Annotated in this window: 17 protein-coding genes; 7 read left to right on the forward strand and 10 right to left on the reverse strand. The window is 30.2% G+C overall.

Going from position 1 to position 14,570, the window contains the following annotated elements:
* Positions 1 to 163: 163 nt before the first annotated feature.
* The 9 genes from IR213_RS13130 to IR213_RS16385 form a co-directional block, all read right to left on the reverse strand.
* Positions 164 to 838, reverse strand: coding sequence for a peroxiredoxin-like family protein (locus IR213_RS13130; RefSeq protein WP_194312763.1), 675 nt, complete (start codon positions 836 to 838; stop codon positions 164 to 166).
* Positions 839 to 1,477: 639 nt separating this feature from the next.
* Entirely contained in the window at positions 1,478 to 1,888 is a 411-nt protein-coding gene (locus IR213_RS13135; protein ID WP_194312764.1) for a response regulator, read from the reverse strand.
* 43 nt (positions 1,889 to 1,931) lie between these two features.
* On the reverse strand, positions 1,932 to 3,548 hold the full coding sequence (locus IR213_RS13140) for an NADP-dependent glyceraldehyde-3-phosphate dehydrogenase (protein WP_194312765.1): 1,617 nt from the start codon (positions 3,546 to 3,548) through the stop codon (positions 1,932 to 1,934).
* Positions 3,549 to 3,624: 76 nt separating this feature from the next.
* A complete protein-coding gene (locus tag IR213_RS13145) occupies positions 3,625 to 4,299 on the reverse strand; it encodes a peroxiredoxin-like family protein (RefSeq protein ID WP_194312766.1) in 675 nt (224 codons plus the stop codon).
* Positions 4,300 to 4,310: 11 nt separating this feature from the next.
* Positions 4,311 to 4,604, reverse strand: a complete 294-nt coding sequence (locus IR213_RS13150) for a putative quinol monooxygenase (protein WP_194312767.1) — start codon at positions 4,602 to 4,604, stop codon at positions 4,311 to 4,313.
* A 130-nt stretch (positions 4,605 to 4,734) separates the two neighbouring features.
* A complete protein-coding gene (locus IR213_RS13155) occupies positions 4,735 to 4,902 on the reverse strand; it encodes a hypothetical protein (protein ID WP_194312768.1) in 168 nt (55 codons plus the stop codon).
* Positions 4,903 to 5,097: 195 nt separating this feature from the next.
* Positions 5,098 to 5,787, reverse strand: a complete 690-nt coding sequence (locus IR213_RS13160) for an aspartate/glutamate racemase family protein (RefSeq protein ID WP_194312769.1) — start codon at positions 5,785 to 5,787, stop codon at positions 5,098 to 5,100.
* 116 nt (positions 5,788 to 5,903) lie between these two features.
* The gene (locus IR213_RS13165; protein WP_194312770.1) at positions 5,904 to 6,788 is read right to left on the reverse strand and encodes an SDR family oxidoreductase; all 885 of its coding nucleotides are present in this window, start codon (positions 6,786 to 6,788) and stop codon (positions 5,904 to 5,906) included.
* Between the two features lie 502 nt (positions 6,789 to 7,290).
* Positions 7,291 to 7,725: a peroxiredoxin family protein gene (locus IR213_RS16385; RefSeq protein WP_228479186.1), complete on the reverse strand. Its 435-nt coding sequence runs from the start codon at positions 7,723 to 7,725 to the stop codon at positions 7,291 to 7,293.
* 990 nt (positions 7,726 to 8,715) lie between these two features.
* On the opposite strand from IR213_RS16385, the gene IR213_RS13175 reads away from it, so the two are divergent.
* The 7 genes from IR213_RS13175 (at position 8,716) to IR213_RS13205 (ending at position 12,644) form a co-directional block, all read left to right on the forward strand.
* On the forward strand, positions 8,716 to 9,384 hold the full coding sequence (locus IR213_RS13175; protein ID WP_194312771.1) for a hypothetical protein: 669 nt from the start codon (positions 8,716 to 8,718) through the stop codon (positions 9,382 to 9,384).
* 1 nt (position 9,385) lies between these two features.
* The gene (locus IR213_RS13180; RefSeq protein ID WP_194312772.1) at positions 9,386 to 9,919 is read left to right on the forward strand and encodes a carboxymuconolactone decarboxylase family protein; all 534 of its coding nucleotides are present in this window, start codon (positions 9,386 to 9,388) and stop codon (positions 9,917 to 9,919) included.
* 57 nt (positions 9,920 to 9,976) lie between these two features.
* Positions 9,977 to 10,444 (forward strand): YybH family protein, encoded by a 468-nt coding sequence (locus tag IR213_RS13185; protein ID WP_194312773.1) that lies wholly within the window; start codon positions 9,977 to 9,979, stop codon positions 10,442 to 10,444.
* Positions 10,441 to 10,635, forward strand: a complete 195-nt coding sequence (locus tag IR213_RS16655; RefSeq protein ID WP_194312774.1) for a DUF2798 domain-containing protein — start codon at positions 10,441 to 10,443, stop codon at positions 10,633 to 10,635. The genes IR213_RS13185 and IR213_RS16655 overlap by 4 nt, the downstream gene beginning before the upstream one ends.
* Before the next feature lie 2 nt (positions 10,636 to 10,637).
* On the forward strand, positions 10,638 to 10,841 hold the full coding sequence (locus IR213_RS13195; RefSeq protein WP_194312775.1) for a 2-hydroxymuconate tautomerase family protein: 204 nt from the start codon (positions 10,638 to 10,640) through the stop codon (positions 10,839 to 10,841).
* 17 nt (positions 10,842 to 10,858) lie between these two features.
* Positions 10,859 to 11,740 (forward strand): helix-turn-helix domain-containing protein, encoded by an 882-nt coding sequence (locus tag IR213_RS13200; protein WP_194312776.1) that lies wholly within the window; start codon positions 10,859 to 10,861, stop codon positions 11,738 to 11,740.
* Between the two features lie 112 nt (positions 11,741 to 11,852).
* The gene (locus IR213_RS13205) at positions 11,853 to 12,644 is read left to right on the forward strand and encodes an arginase family protein (RefSeq protein ID WP_194312777.1); all 792 of its coding nucleotides are present in this window, start codon (positions 11,853 to 11,855) and stop codon (positions 12,642 to 12,644) included.
* Between the two features lie 213 nt (positions 12,645 to 12,857).
* Here IR213_RS13205 and IR213_RS13210 read toward each other — a convergent pair whose 3' ends face one another.
* Positions 12,858 to 14,261 (reverse strand): pyridoxal phosphate-dependent decarboxylase family protein, encoded by a 1,404-nt coding sequence (locus tag IR213_RS13210; protein WP_194312778.1) that lies wholly within the window; start codon positions 14,259 to 14,261, stop codon positions 12,858 to 12,860.
* Positions 14,262 to 14,570: the final 309 nt, after the last annotated feature.

Genomic DNA, 14,570 nt, shown 5'->3' on the forward strand with positions numbered 1-14,570 from the left:
TGAAATTCTCTCTAATTTTTTTACGATAACTGCATAGTGTTAACGGCAGGTACTCCGGTTCCGTTCAACACGGGGTTCATTGTTCGGCTTGCAGCCGCAACGAACCCCTAGCTGTTATCGTAAGAATTTTTTTTACATTCATAAGTAAGATTTTTTTATTAAATTATTTAGCTATATGACCCAAAGCATTCAAGATGTCTTGTGGTTCAACTCTTAGACTATAATCTCCACCCTCTGATTTTGCAAAAATGATTGTACCATCGGCAGCGATAATAAAGACTGCTGGTACTGGAATATCTCTAGATTGATCATCATAGAAATCATAAAAATCGACACCTAGTTTTTTTGCTTCATCAACTGCTTCAATTGAGTTTTTTATTATAGTCGTAAATTGTTTGGCAACCTCATTTTTATCGTCACTTAGTACTTCAAATTCTAAAGATTGCTTTTCTTGCATATCTAAGGTGCTATCTGGCTTTTGTGGAGAAATAGCAATTAAATTAGCTCCAAAAGCTTTAATTTCAGGTAAAATTCTTTGATATGCATTCAGCACTAAATTACAATACGGACACCAGTTCCCTCTATAAAAAGTAATAACAACTGGTCCTTTATCAAGATAATTTTGAAGAGAAACAGTATTGCCCAAAGCATTAGGCAGTTCGAATAAAGGTGTTTTATCACCCACAGAAACTTTTAATGGACTTGTGATTTCTGTTGCTAATAAGTTAGCATCATTTACAAAAACATCTAAAGATTCTTTAGCAATCATTGATGCAAGATTTGCTTGAAGTCCAATTTTTTCTTCGTTGTAATTTGGAATTTGTTTTGTATTGTTCATGGTATTTTTGTTTAAAATGAGTGTCACTATTGACAGTACAAAGATGCGGTAAGGAAGTTTTAAAAAAAATAAACTAGTTTAGTAAATTTTGATAAACTAGTTTAACTATTTGGTTTTTTGTTTCTGATTTTACTTAGAAAGACAGAAGAGAAACCAAGGTAAGAAGCTAACGCATACTGTGGGGTACACGATTAACAATAGCTGGATATTTTTGAATAAATTTGTCGTAACGCTCTTAGGCAGTTTTACTCAAATTAGACAACATTTGTATCATTTCCTGAGTGGAAATGCTAACTTAGTAATCACAGAAAGTTAAGAAATAATCTTATTTTAATCTATGAAACAAGTCCGCAAAATTTATGGCAAAGCTTTTAAAAAGAAAGCAGTAGAAGTTAGAAAAGTTTAAAATTTTTTAAAATATCGATTAATAAAAATGAAATTAAAAAGTTATTCTTAAAAATAAATCTGAGGCAAAAGGAAGAGGAATAAAACATAAAAAGTTCACTTTGGAAAGGCAAGTAAAACACTAAATTCATAAAATAGGAATGAAATTTCTATAGTTAATAAATTAACCAAGACTGCAAATTTAACACCCTAAACATTGATTATTAATATTTAAGGTATTATGGAGGAAGACGGTTACTCAACTCTATTACCTTCAATAAATTCTAGAATGGCATTTAAATTTTGTGCCATAAAAGGTTTTGAAAAACTTCCTTTGACATTTTCATAATTATAAAAATTCTGATATTCATCCAGTTCAGTAGATGAGGAGTTCATAAATATTGGAATTTTATTGATACCCTCTAAATATTTAATATTCTCCAGGAATTCCAGTCCATTCATTACAGGCATAATAAAATCTAATAGAATAAAACTGGGTAGTATATCATCTTCAGAATTGAGTGCTTTAAGGCAGTCTAAGGCAATTAATCCGTTTAAATAAAATTTGCATGAGCTAAAACTATTATTTGATTTCATTACTTTTTTTATTATTGAAGATGCTATTTTATCATCTTCAACAATAAATGCTGTGTAGTTTTTTTTCATATAATTTAATTTTTAGGGAATTGCAATACCAGTTGAGTATCTATTAAAATACGTAATCTAGCCTTAAATAATTACTTTGATTTTCTCTTACAATTGTTTGAACAATTTCCCGATTAAGAGGATTGTCTTTTGTGCTAATCAAAATCCGAATGCTAAAAGCTCTTAATGCATCGTGAACACTTAGTGTACCTTCGGCACTGTCTTTTCTTCCATTAAAGGGATAATTGTCAGGGCCACGTTGGCATTGTGCATTGATATTAATCCGTCCTACCTGATTAGCAAGTTCATCAATCAGAAATCCAATTTTTTCAGAATCTGTACTAAAAACACTTAACTGTTGCCCAAAGTTAGACTGTACAGAATAATTGATTATTTCTTCGATATTAGAGTAAGGAACTATTGGTACAACTGGGCCAAATTGTTCTTCGTGGTAAATTCTCATTTGTGAATTTACAGGGAAAAGTACGGCAGGGTAGAAGAAAGTATCATTTACTTCTCCACCGTTTTCATTGATAATTTCGGCACCAAACTGTTTAGCGTCTTTGACAAGTTCCAATAGATAGCCTGTTTTTCCTGTTTCTGGTAATGGTGTAATTTTAACATCTTTTTCCCATGGCATACCAAACTTTAATTTTGCTAAACTATCCGTGTATTTTTTCAAAAATGTATCCGCAATACTTTCATGTACAAAAATAATTTTTAAGGCAGTACATCTTTGCCCGTTAAAAGAGAGTGATCCTGCAATAGTTTCGCTAACTGCAGTATCAATATCTGCATCTGGTAAAATAAATGCAGGGTTCTTTGCATCAAGGCCCAAAACACTTCTTAATCGATGCGGTTTTGGATGCAGTTTCTTAATATCACTTGCTCCTTTATTGGTTCCAATAAATGCAAATACATCTATCTTGCCAGTTGACATAATGGCACCCACAGTTTCTCTGCCTTTACCATAAATAATGTTTATAACACCCTTTGGAAAACTTTCTTGAAAAACTTTCATAAGAGGCTTCATAAATAACACACCATATTTTGCGGGTTTAAAGACTACGGTATTACCCATTAATAGTGCTGGAATTAATGTGGTAAAAGTTTCATTTAGAGGATAATTGTAAGGCCCCATACATAAAGCAACACCTAAAGGAACTCGTCTTATTTGCGCAATAATACCCTCTTCATTTTCAAACTTGGAATTGCCATGATCGAGATTTTTTAGTTCTCTAATGGTGTCTTCAATGTAAATACATGTCCTGTCAAATTCTTTTTCGCTGTCTGGTAAATTTTTACCTATCTCCCACATTAGTAATTTTACTACTGAAATTCTTTGTTTTTTCATTTCAACAACAAACTGTTCTATATGGGCAATTCTTTTTTCAATACTCATTGTTGGCCATTCGCCTGTGCCATTATCGTATGCATTCACTGCGGCGTCTAAGGCCTGTAAATATTCCTTTTCAGTTAGTAACGGTGTACTGCCAATGCTGTTTTTAACTACTTCAGTTCCATTGTTAATTGACACAGGAGATACTACCTCATTCATTGGGCCATTCCAAGTTTGGAGTTCTCCATTAATTAGGTATTCTCTTTGTTCGATAAAATTATCTAATTTCCATTCGATTGGAATTTGTTCTGAAGTAGGAAATATATTTTCTAAAATTTTCATGCGTTTTTAACTTAATTGTTTTTATTATTTGACTGGATAATAAGAATTAGTGTACTATGTTATGGTTTCTATTTTATTATTCAGCTATATATGATAAAGCATCCAAAATATCTTGTGGTTCTACTCTAAGTCTATAATCCCCATTTTCTGATTTCGCAAAAACGATTGTTCCGTTTTTATCAATAACAAACACAGCAGGGACAGGGATATCTCGAGAATTATTATCATAATAATCATAAAAATAGATTCCTAATTTTTTAGCTTCATTTATTGCTTCTTTTGAATTCTTTATTATTGTAGTAAATTGTTTTGCAATATTATTTTTAGAATCACTTAATATTTCAAAACCAAGGTCATGTTTGGCTTTCATATCCAAAGAACTATCTGGCGTTTGTGGAGAAATAGCTATTAGATTAGCCCCTAATGCTTTAATTTCCGGCAAGATTTTTTGATACGTATTTAATACAAGATTACAATATGGACACCAATTGCCTCTGTAAAAAGTAATCACAACTGGCCCTTGATTTAGCAAGTCTTTAATTGCTATTGTATTTCCTATTGCATTAGGAAGCTCAAACAATGGTGTTTTATCTCCTACTCCTATTTTTAAGGGAGACGAAATTTCTAACGCTAATAAGCGCGCATCAGTATCAAAAATATCTAATGTTTCTTTTGCAAACATTGCCGCAAGGTTTTGGCGAATTTTTTTTTTAGCGTCGTTATAAACTGGAATTTCTAATATATCAGTCATTTTATAGAATTTTAGAGAATGTCGGTTTGATAAAATTTGACTACTTCCGTCAAGTCTTGGTTTACATAATTTTTAGTATGCTCATATTCAAAATGTATTTTAAATGAAGCTTCATTTTCAAATCTTTCCCATAAAATAAAGGTTGATTCATCTGCATTGCTTTGATGTACCTTGAATAGCGTACAACCAATTTCTTCTATTGATTTTTCTTGAAGTATATTCAATTCTTTTTTAGTTTTTTCAATTTTGCTTACATCTTTTACATGAATTTCAGCTGTAACATAATATCCTTTAATAAATTCCATCGCTTTTTTTTGTTTTATGTTTTAGTTTTTTTACTCTATAATTATATTTCACTTCTTTGTGCTTGTTGAAACTAATTATTTTTTTATTTTTTTTGCTCTATTTTATTTTTGGAGCCATTTACCAAAAGTTCTATTTATCATGGGTAGGATTAAATAAATCATTATTGGTACTAATATAATTGTCATTACTAATGTTCTTTTTGGTAAATCCAATTTGTTTAGAATTGGGAGTAGTAAGTATGTAATTAATAAAATAGTTGGATAAACAATAGGCCATACTAAAATTACCATTTTCCATTTTGGCGGTTTTTTCATAATTTCATTTCTTTTGTTCTTAATTTACAAATATGATTTAATTTAAATTTATTTTTAATAAGTAACTTATTAAGAGAATGTTATATGTACCACATAATCTTGGTAAGGAGCTGCTTTTTTTATAAAAACTATTAAACTACTTTTAATACTAAACATCAGTTTAGTAATTCGGCATTTTTTATTTGTGTGTTGATAACATATAATCAACAATTGCTTGTGAATGAATCTTAGTAGTATCAAATGTTGGTATTTCAAAATCTGATTGGCTTATAAGCATTGGAATTTCAGTACAGCCTAAAATGATACATTCGGCCCCATCTTGAATTAATTCATTTACAATTTCTATGTATTTTTTTTTGGTTTCTGGATTAATAAAACCAATGCCTAATTCTTCTTTGACCGTATATTGTATATAATCTCTTGTTTCTTGCTTTTCGGGTATTAATACTTTTAAACCATATTCTTCCAGTTTATTTTTATAAAAGCCCATTTCCATTGTGAACTTTGTTCCTAAAAGTCCAACTTTGGTAAATTCTTGTTTATTAATAGCCTTTGCTGTTTCGGATCCAATGTGAATTATCGGCAACCCAATTTTTTCTTGAAGTTTATCAGCAAATAAATGCGCAGTGTTTGCGCATAGGACAATTGCATCAACTTTACTTCTTTTTAAACTTTCACAAGCATTTAGCAAAAGTTCAAATGAATTTTCCCAACTTTTCTCCTGAATATCTCCAAAATTTAATGAATAGATAATGCATTCTGCAAAATTTAGCCCGCCTAATTTTGAATTTATCCCTTCATTGATAAATTTATAATAATCCATTGTCGAAACCCAACTTATTCCACCGACTAGCCCAATTTTTTTCATCTTTTTTATTGCTGTTTTTTATTAAGTATCTGACTAATTTATAACAAGAAAAAAACTTAATTATTTTAGATTCACAAACTTTAAATGTTCTTTACTTTTAAATCAGTAGCAAAGCTTTAGTTTAAATTTACTTTCAATAAATGGCTCATCTGAAGAATATCTTTCACTAAAAATTCTTGAATAGGAGCTACCTTTTCATTGTATTCTATTACTCCGTAATCAAATCCAGAAACAATTCTTTTTTCTCTATGTCCCTTTTTAGTTTCAATTAATTTAAAAATGGTGTCTGCCACTAATTGCGGATCTAAAGCATCCTTGGTTTCGAAAAACCCTTTAAAATTTTCCAACATTTTTTGAGGAACATCTTTGTGTTCACCATATTCATTAAAGACATTTGTGTCGGCTTCTTTAGGTCCACTAAATAAAAGACCTGTTCCAAAAGCACCAGGCTCAATTATAGTTACTTCTACACCGAAAGGTGCAAGTTCATAGCCTAAAGATTCTGAATAAGCTTCTAACGCATGTTTACTTGCACTATAAATCCCAAAATATGGAAACGCAAGTCTTCCAGCCAATGAAGAAATATTGATTATTAAACCGTCTTTCGCTTCACGCATAAATGGTGTAGCTGCTTTAATTGTCCTTAACGTTCCAAAGAAATTTGTTTCAAATTGATTTTTTGCTTGTTCGATGCTATATGCTTCTGTAATTCCAACAAACATTGAGCCTGCATTATTGATTAAAATGTCAATTTTTTTGTCTTCAAGTAAGATTTTTTCAAATGCAAATTTTACCGAATTATCGTCTGTTACGTCTAATGCTATTACTTTAATATTTAAGTTTTCTCGTTTTACAATGTTTTCGAATTCTTCTTTTTTGCTTAAATTTTTTCCCAAAGGGTCTCTCATTGTTGCCCAAACTTTAAACCCTTTTTCCGCTAAAGTTAGTGCTGTTAAATAGCCTAAACCATTACTTGTTCCTGTTATTACTACGTTTTTCATATTTTAAATTGTTTAATTTATTATTTAGCCTTTAATTAGATTTGGACTAATTAGTCCGCAAATATAATCAAAAAATTAATATAACGAACCGATTAGTCCAAAATAATATTTTTCTAATAAATACTTTTATACAATTGAGTTTGTTGTAATTAAAAAAAAGGAAAGAATATTTATAGCGTACAAATGCTAAAGCAATATTAATTCCCTTTTTTATGTCTTTTTTCAAGTTTATAGAAGTGAAAAAAGTCTGGGTTACTTAAAATTATTTGCTAATTGCATTTAAAGCATCTAAAATATCTTGAGGTTCAACTCTTAAACTATAATCTCCACCTTCGCTTTTTGCAAAAACAATTGATCCATTAGTATCAATAACAAAAAGAGCTGGTACTGGAATATCTCTAGAATCATCATTATAAAAATCATAGAAATCAACGCCTAGTTTTTTTGCTTCGTCAACTGCTTCAATAGCATTTTTTATTATAGTTGTAAATTGTTTGGCAACCTAATTTTTATCGTCACTTAACACTACAAATTCTAAAGATTGTTTTTCTTGCATATCCAAGGTGCTATCTGGCTTTTGTGGAGAAATAGCAATTAAATTAGCTCCAAGAGCTTTAATTTCAGGTAAAATTCTTTGATACGCATTCAACACTAAATTACAATAAGGACACCAGTTTCCTCTATAAAAAGTAATAACAACGGGTCCTTTATCAAGATAATTTTGAAGAGAAACAGTATTACCCAAAGCATTTGGCAGTTCGAATAAAGGTGTTTTATCACCCACAGAAACTTTTAATGGACTTGTGATTTCTTTTGCTAATGAGTTAGCATCATTTACAAAAACATCTAAAGATTCTTTAGCGATCATTGAAGCAAGATTTGCTTGAAGTCCAATTTTTTCTTCGTTGTAATTTGGAATTTGTTTTGTATTGTTCATGGTATTTTTGTTTAAAGTGAGTGTCATTATTGACAAGACAAAATTGTGAATAGAAATTTTAAAAACAAACAAACTTGTTTAGTAAATTTTGATAAACTAGATTAACTATTTGGTCTTTTTGTTTCTGATTTTACTTAGAAAAGCAGTAGAGAAACCTAAATAAAAAGCAAGAGTATATTGAGGGATACGCTTAACAATAGCTAGATATTTTGAACGAATTCGTCGTTGTGCTCTTCGGCAGTTTTACTCAAATTGGACAATATTTTTTTTTGAAGAAAAGCAAAAGAGCGTTGAGCAAAGGAAGTTAGAATTAAAATAAATAGTTAGAATCCTATTTTCATTATTTTTCTAGATTTGATTTTTGTTTAAATTCCTTTTTATAATTCTTAAACCATTGCTTTATTACAATAATTAGCTTTTTAAAAACCTCTAATATTTATAGCCAGAGCTTGAATATTTGGAAACAATTCTTTTTAAGTTTTTAATTATTTCTTTTGAAAGCCTACTTTTTTTTAATGGTAGTTCTTTCTTCCATCATATTAACGAAAATATGTATAAAATCCTCTTTAGTATTTCCAACCCTATAATATCGAAATGAATTAATTATTACTTTAATATCTCCTAATTTAAAAAGTTCTGTCGCCTTGGCAGAATCATATACTTTTAGTATTATTTCTTCTGGAGATTTTAGTTTAATTATATTTTCCGATCAAATTAATTATAAAATTTGGCACATGTTTTTAATTTTGATCTCTATTGTTTTTTTAATCTCTATTAGATGAGAACTATAAATCCTTAGTATGGCTATACCCGATTCCCTAGAAAAACTATACATTCCTACTAAAAAGGGTACAAAAAAGCAACAAATCCCAAGGCATTCTTCTACCTAAAAAATTATCCATTTAAAAGCATAAGTTATCTATTCTTAAATAATCAGTGTCATTGCATCTTTGCATAGTCAATAATGACAAAAAATTAAATTTATTTAAAATGGATGCATTAAATTATTTAGCAACAACGTATTGGGTTATTGGAGTAAACATTGCTTTTCTTTTGGCAACGCTTTGGCTTTTGAAAATTGGTAGAGCAACTCAAACTACCAAATTGGTTTTCGGATTAGTTTCAGTAGCTTGGATGTTTTTTATTCATTATGTTTTTAGCAACAAAGCACTAATTCCTATCGACATTTCTGGTGGAGAAATGTATGTCTTTACACTCTCCGCAGCTGCACTCGTTTTGGCTGTGTTTTACTTTTCACCACTAAAAAAAGTATTTGATTCTATTCCCCAAGAACATATTCAAATTGTTCAAGGTCTTCGTGTTTTTGTAGCCTGTGGATTTTTAATGGAAGGTGTTTTAAACGTTATTCCTTCTTGGTTTTCAATTATGGATGGCTTTTTTCACGTAACAACTGGTTTCCTTTCGCTTGTAGCAGCAATAGCGGTAGCCAAAAATAATAAATCCCAAAATAAACTTTTATGGATGGCAAATATAGTAGGTCTTTTAGATATAGTTACCATCTTAACAAGTATGTGCTTTTTAGTTTGGAAAGATTTAGGAGCTTTTCATAATATGCAATACGTTGTTTTTTACACAGCCGTATTATTACTTTGGTTTCACTTCATTTCAATTTCAAAACTTATAAAATCTAATAAATAAAATGGAAAAATTTACAGTTCCCACTAGAGAAAACGTTTCAGAAAATAATCAGGCAATATTTGACAACTTGCAAAAAGCAGTGGGATTTGTGCCTAATATGTTTGCTTTCTTTGCTCATTCACCATCAGCATTAGGCGATTATCTTACACTTCAAAACCGTAAAACTTCTTTAAGCAATAAAGAAAAGGAAGTTATAAATTTAGTTGTCAGTCAAATAAATGGTTGCAACTATTGTAAAGCGGCACATACTACAATTGGCAAAATGGTTGGTTTTACCGAAGAGCAAACTTTGGAAATTAGAAGAGCCAATATTTCGTTTAATCCAAAATTGAATGCCCTTGTAAAATTTGCAAAAGAAATTGTGGAAACCAAAGGCGAGGTATCAGCAGAAACAAAAACAGGTTTTTTTAACGAAGGATACACAACTGAAAATTTAGTTGATGTAGTGATGATGGTTGGTGATAAAATTATAACCAATTACTTATTTGCATTGGCAAAAGTACCAATAGATTTTCCGGAGCCTCAAGCCATTTAAAATTTTTAAATGCTCAAATTACTTTTACACACAATACTAACTTAATATACAATGAATATGAATGAACAAGTCTTTTCAAAACTAATAATTGACGGAACAATATTCCCAAATGAAAATGCAGAGATAAATGCGCTTTCAAAGTTTTACAAAGCTTTTAATAACCAAGATATGCTTCTTATGGAGCAATCTTGGTTAAATACAGCCAAAATTTCTATGGACAACCCAATTGGAGGCATTCGCAGAGGTTGGGATGAGATTGGAAACGGTTATAATAAAATATTCAATGGTAAAGCCAAAGTTTATGTTGAGTTTTATGATTTTTCAATTCACAAAACCGAAAATATGTTTTTTGCAACAGGTAGAGAACGGGGTTATTTTAAGACCGAAGAAATCGAAATTTCATTAGCAATAAGAACCACCCGAATATTTGTTTTAAATGATGGTAGTTGGCGACAAATACATCATCACGGCTCAATTGATAATCCTGAATTACTAAAAAGCTACCAAGAAGCAATATTAAAATGATTATAAAATCTACTTTGGTAATAGCATTAATAGTAACAAGCTACATTACATTTACATTGGTAGCAGTAAATGTCGGCTTTGTTCAAAACTTCATTTATATATGGCTAAGAAGTTGGCTAATCGCATTTATATTAGCTGTGCCCTCATTGTTATATGTTGCTCCAGTTATTAGAAAAAAATTCAAATCTTAATTATGCCATACGTTAATATTAAAATCACCAAAGAAAATGTAACTTCAGAACAAAAGGCACAACTAATAGAAGGTGTTACATCTTTACTTCAAAAAGTGTTAAATAAAAATCCATCAACAACATTTGTAATAATTGATGAAGTTGAAATCGATAATTGGGGAATTGCAGGAGAACAAGTTACAATCAGACGAAAAAAAGAAAAGTAATTTAGTATTTTTACATTATGAAAGAACAAAATGTTTTTACACTTATCAATCAACAAAATGGAAATCTTGCTTTCAAGATGTTTTCATTTACTGATAATAATCATTTCGATCATTTGCAGCGCAATAATTTTTATACCATCATTTGGGTAAAAGAGGGTAATGGTCTTTTAAAAGTTGATTTTTCTGAATACTTGTTTCAGGAAAATACGGTTTTTGCATTTGCTCCCTATCAACCATTTATGTTTTCTACCGATAAACAAATTAGTGGTTTAGCATTGCAATTTCATTCTGAATTTTATTGTATTCATCGCAATCCAAAAGAAACGAATTGCGATACTGTTCTTTTTAATAATATTTATCAAGAGCCATTTACAAAAATAGATAATTTGACAGAAAACAAATTGGAGTTGCAATTAGATCAGCTAAAATTTGAAATACAGAACAAAGCGAATGACAATTACGAATTGTTAATCCCAAATTTAAAAATATTTTTAGTTACCCTATCAAGACTAAAAGCACTTCCAGAAATTAATGAGCCAAAGTTTATTGAAGCCGATTTACCTTTTGTTTTACAAAACTTAAAAAATACAATTGAAGAAAATTTTAAGCAAAAACATTCTGCAAGCGACTATGCAACATTGCTAAATATTTCGGCAAACGCCTTGGCAAAATTGGTAAAAACACACTATAACAAAACCCTAACCGATTTAATAACAGAAAGAATAATAATTGAAGCCAAACGAGAACTATATATGACAAGTAAGCCAATTAAAGAAATTGCTTGGCATTTAGGGTATAGTGACGAGTTTCATTTTAGCAGACTTTTTAAAGCAAACACAGACGTTTCACCTCAATTGTATAGAGACACAGTCGGTTTTGCAAAGGCAGAATTAAACTAACAAGCAGATGGGTGTAATGTAATGAGGTATTCAACCATAGACTGCACCCATTTGCTCTCCGTTGGTGGCAATTTTAATAGACGCAAAACAACAATAGAAATTTAAAGTAATAATGATATTTATCAATCCACAATGGCAAGGTTCGGGTTTGACGGATGATTTAAAATTTGGAGCGGAAACTTTTAAGTCATATTTCAAGAACTTTAACACGACAGTAATTCCACTTTCAATCAAAGACTTGGCAACAATAGACAACATAAAATGCTTTGAGCCAATTTTAGAACAAACAAACTTTTTTAAAGAAATCCTTACCGACAGTAAACTTAATAAAATTTCAACTATTGGCGGAGACTGTGGAATTGAAATCGTACCAATTTCCTATCTCAATAAAATATACGAAGAAGACATTTGTGTGATTTGGATTGATGCCCACGCTGACTTGAATACACCAAACAGTTCCCCAAGTAAGACATTTCATGGAATGCCATTACGGATACTTTTGGGTGAAGGAAATGAAAAATTTATCAATTTGCTCTTTTCAACTATTAAACCTGAACAAGTTTGTTTCGTTGGACTCAGGGATATAGACGAACCAGAAAGCGAATACATTTTAAAACATCACATCCCAACAGTTACAAATTGTCAATTTGTAGATATTCAAAACAAAATTAAAAATTTTAAAAATGTTTATATTCATCTTGACTTAGATGTTTTAGATAAATCTGAATTTGAGTTTACAATGTTTCCAACAAACAATGGATTTTTAGTGGCAGACGTTGTTCAACTTATAGAAAAAATAAAAGCAAAACACAATGTAGTAGGGTTTTGTGTCACAGAATCTACAGCTACAACCTTGGAACAATTAGACAAAATTAAATCAATTTTAGACCAAATTGAACTTTAAAAAATCGGACTAGAAGAAAAAATGCACACAATAAATAAGGTTTCGTGGTGGTTGATTGCCAAGTCATGAAACCGATGTTGAACGAAAGGGACGCCAAGTACTTCGGTTTCGGTTTAACTTGGTCAATTTTGCGCTAAGTCGAAGGTGATGGTAGTGTGCTAGGCAAACTTCGTCAATTTTTGAAGTGCTGTTTACTAGATTAGTGACTGGTAATTATATAGTTGTCTTTAATCTTTCCATTTCTGTTATTGCAATTTCTATGTCTTGTTTAGTTGTTCTCCAATTTACAAAAGATGCTCTAATTCCTTTTTTATCGTTGTAAACAGTTGGAGTCATAAATACTTTTTCGGTTTCGTTTAATTGTGTTAAGAATGTCGAAATTTTATCTTGATTTTCCATCCCGCTTAATGTAAAGCAAACGTTATTTAATCGAACTGGAGCCAACAATTCAAACATTTCACTTTTCTCAATAAATGCCCCAAATAAATTTGCCATTTCTGCAGAGTTTTCCACGATGTCTTGATACCCTTTTTTACCATAAGCATTCAATGAAAACCAAACTGGTAAGGCTTTTAAACGTCTTGAATTTTCAGGTAAAAAATTTAAGTAACTAAAATTTTCAAGAGGATTGCCTAAATAGGGAGCATTCGAATTTTGAAACGTTTCAGTTTGTAAAATTTTATGTTTTTCTTTCACGAAAAATACAGCACTTTCATAGGGTACATTTAACCATTTGTGACAATCTACTGTAATACTATCTGCATTTTCCCACCCTTTCAACAGGTGTTTGTATTTTGGAGAACAAACTGCAAATGCCCCAAAAGCACCGTCAATATGCCACCAAAAATTGAATTTTTTTCTTAATTTGTTGATTTTTTTAAAATCATCAAAATCAGTTGTGTTTACTGTTCCTGCATTTGAAATGAGAATAAATGCTTCTCCGTTCAGTTCTTTGATTTTATTTTCTAAATCTTCAATATCAATACTTTCCCTATTGTCTTTGGCAACTTTTACTTTAATACAATTATTACTTCCAATGCCCAACATAGAAAGTGATTTTATTACAGATGAATGAGGTGAAGCAGAAAGAATTTTTATATTTCCTGAAACTCCATTTTTAGCAAAATCAATACCTTGTTCCTTACCAATCCATTGTCTAGCAACCCCAAGACAAGTAAAATTTGAAATTGTCGCACCAGTAACAAAACCTCCAATAAAATCTTTTGGAAGATTTAAAAGGTCTAAAAGTAATTTTGTTGTCTCGATTTCAATTATTGCGGAAAGGTCACCTTGTCCTTTTGGACTTTTCGTGTTCTGATCGTAAATTGTTGTCAGCCAATCCCCCATTATCGAAGCTGGTGTTGACCCGCCAGTTACAAATCCCCAATATCTTGGTCCAGATGAGCCTACGATTAGCTTTTCAAATTTTTGGTTAAATATTTTTAAAGTTTCTAAACCTCCAAAACCAATATCACTCAATTTATCAATTGTTTCAATAGTATATTTGGTTGAAGTTGGTCTTTCCTCTATTTGCTGTAAAAATTTAAGACCTTGATCTTTTACTGTTTCAAGTAAATTTTCAAGATTTAGTAAATCTAAATTTAATTGATCATTCATTTATTCTTTTTTTTGGTTCAGCATTCATTCATCTATTAAACAAGACTATATTTTTGGTTCCAAATATAAAAATAACATTATTTTAATTATATCATTTACTATTTTTTCTTAATCAGAATGGAAATTTAACCTTGAGCAAGTATCCAATTTTTTCAGTGATTCAGATTATTTATACTTATATCTGAATTGATAGCTGAAAAGTTTTCAGAAATATTTGTTTAAAATTTTATTATTTTAAGCACTAAAAATTTGCATCATCTTTTAACCAAAAATTTTTTGCAGTATTTAAAATTAGATGCAAATAAAGAT

Origin of the sequence: Flavobacterium soyangense (assembly GCF_015277675.1) — a bacterium.
Taxonomy (GTDB): Bacteria; Bacteroidota; Bacteroidia; order Flavobacteriales; family Flavobacteriaceae; genus Flavobacterium; species Flavobacterium soyangense.

Coding starts and splice junctions, on each gene's coding strand:
- IR213_RS13145 (WP_194312766.1), bottom strand. CDS start 4,299: ATGACTGATATATTAGAAATTCCAGTTTATAACGACGCTAAAAAAAAA.
- IR213_RS13155 (WP_194312768.1), bottom strand. CDS start 4,902: ATGGAAAATGGTAATTTTAGTATGGCCTATTGTTTATCCAACTATTTT.
- IR213_RS13140 (WP_194312765.1), bottom strand. CDS start 3,548: ATGAAAATTTTAGAAAATATATTTCCTACTTCAGAACAAATTCCAATC.
- IR213_RS13175 (WP_194312771.1), top strand. CDS start 8,716: ATGGATGCATTAAATTATTTAGCAACAACGTATTGGGTTATTGGAGTA.
- IR213_RS13135 (WP_194312764.1), bottom strand. CDS start 1,888: ATGAAAAAAAACTACACAGCATTTATTGTTGAAGATGATAAAATAGCA.
- IR213_RS13150 (WP_194312767.1), bottom strand. CDS start 4,604: ATGGAATTTATTAAAGGATATTATGTTACAGCTGAAATTCATGTAAAA.
- IR213_RS13180 (WP_194312772.1), top strand. CDS start 9,386: ATGGAAAAATTTACAGTTCCCACTAGAGAAAACGTTTCAGAAAATAAT.
- IR213_RS16655 (WP_194312774.1), top strand. CDS start 10,441: ATGATTATAAAATCTACTTTGGTAATAGCATTAATAGTAACAAGCTAC.
- IR213_RS13200 (WP_194312776.1), top strand. CDS start 10,859: ATGAAAGAACAAAATGTTTTTACACTTATCAATCAACAAAATGGAAAT.
- IR213_RS13195 (WP_194312775.1), top strand. CDS start 10,638: ATGCCATACGTTAATATTAAAATCACCAAAGAAAATGTAACTTCAGAA.
- IR213_RS13185 (WP_194312773.1), top strand. CDS start 9,977: ATGAATGAACAAGTCTTTTCAAAACTAATAATTGACGGAACAATATTC.
- IR213_RS13160 (WP_194312769.1), bottom strand. CDS start 5,787: ATGAAAAAAATTGGGCTAGTCGGTGGAATAAGTTGGGTTTCGACAATG.
- IR213_RS13205 (WP_194312777.1), top strand. CDS start 11,853: ATGATATTTATCAATCCACAATGGCAAGGTTCGGGTTTGACGGATGAT.
- IR213_RS13165 (WP_194312770.1), bottom strand. CDS start 6,788: ATGAAAAACGTAGTAATAACAGGAACAAGTAATGGTTTAGGCTATTTA.
- IR213_RS13130 (WP_194312763.1), bottom strand. CDS start 838: ATGAACAATACAAAACAAATTCCAAATTACAACGAAGAAAAAATTGGA.
- IR213_RS16385 (WP_228479186.1), bottom strand. CDS start 7,725: ATGAACAATACAAAACAAATTCCAAATTACAACGAAGAAAAAATTGGA.
- IR213_RS13210 (WP_194312778.1), bottom strand. CDS start 14,261: ATGAATGATCAATTAAATTTAGATTTACTAAATCTTGAAAATTTACTT.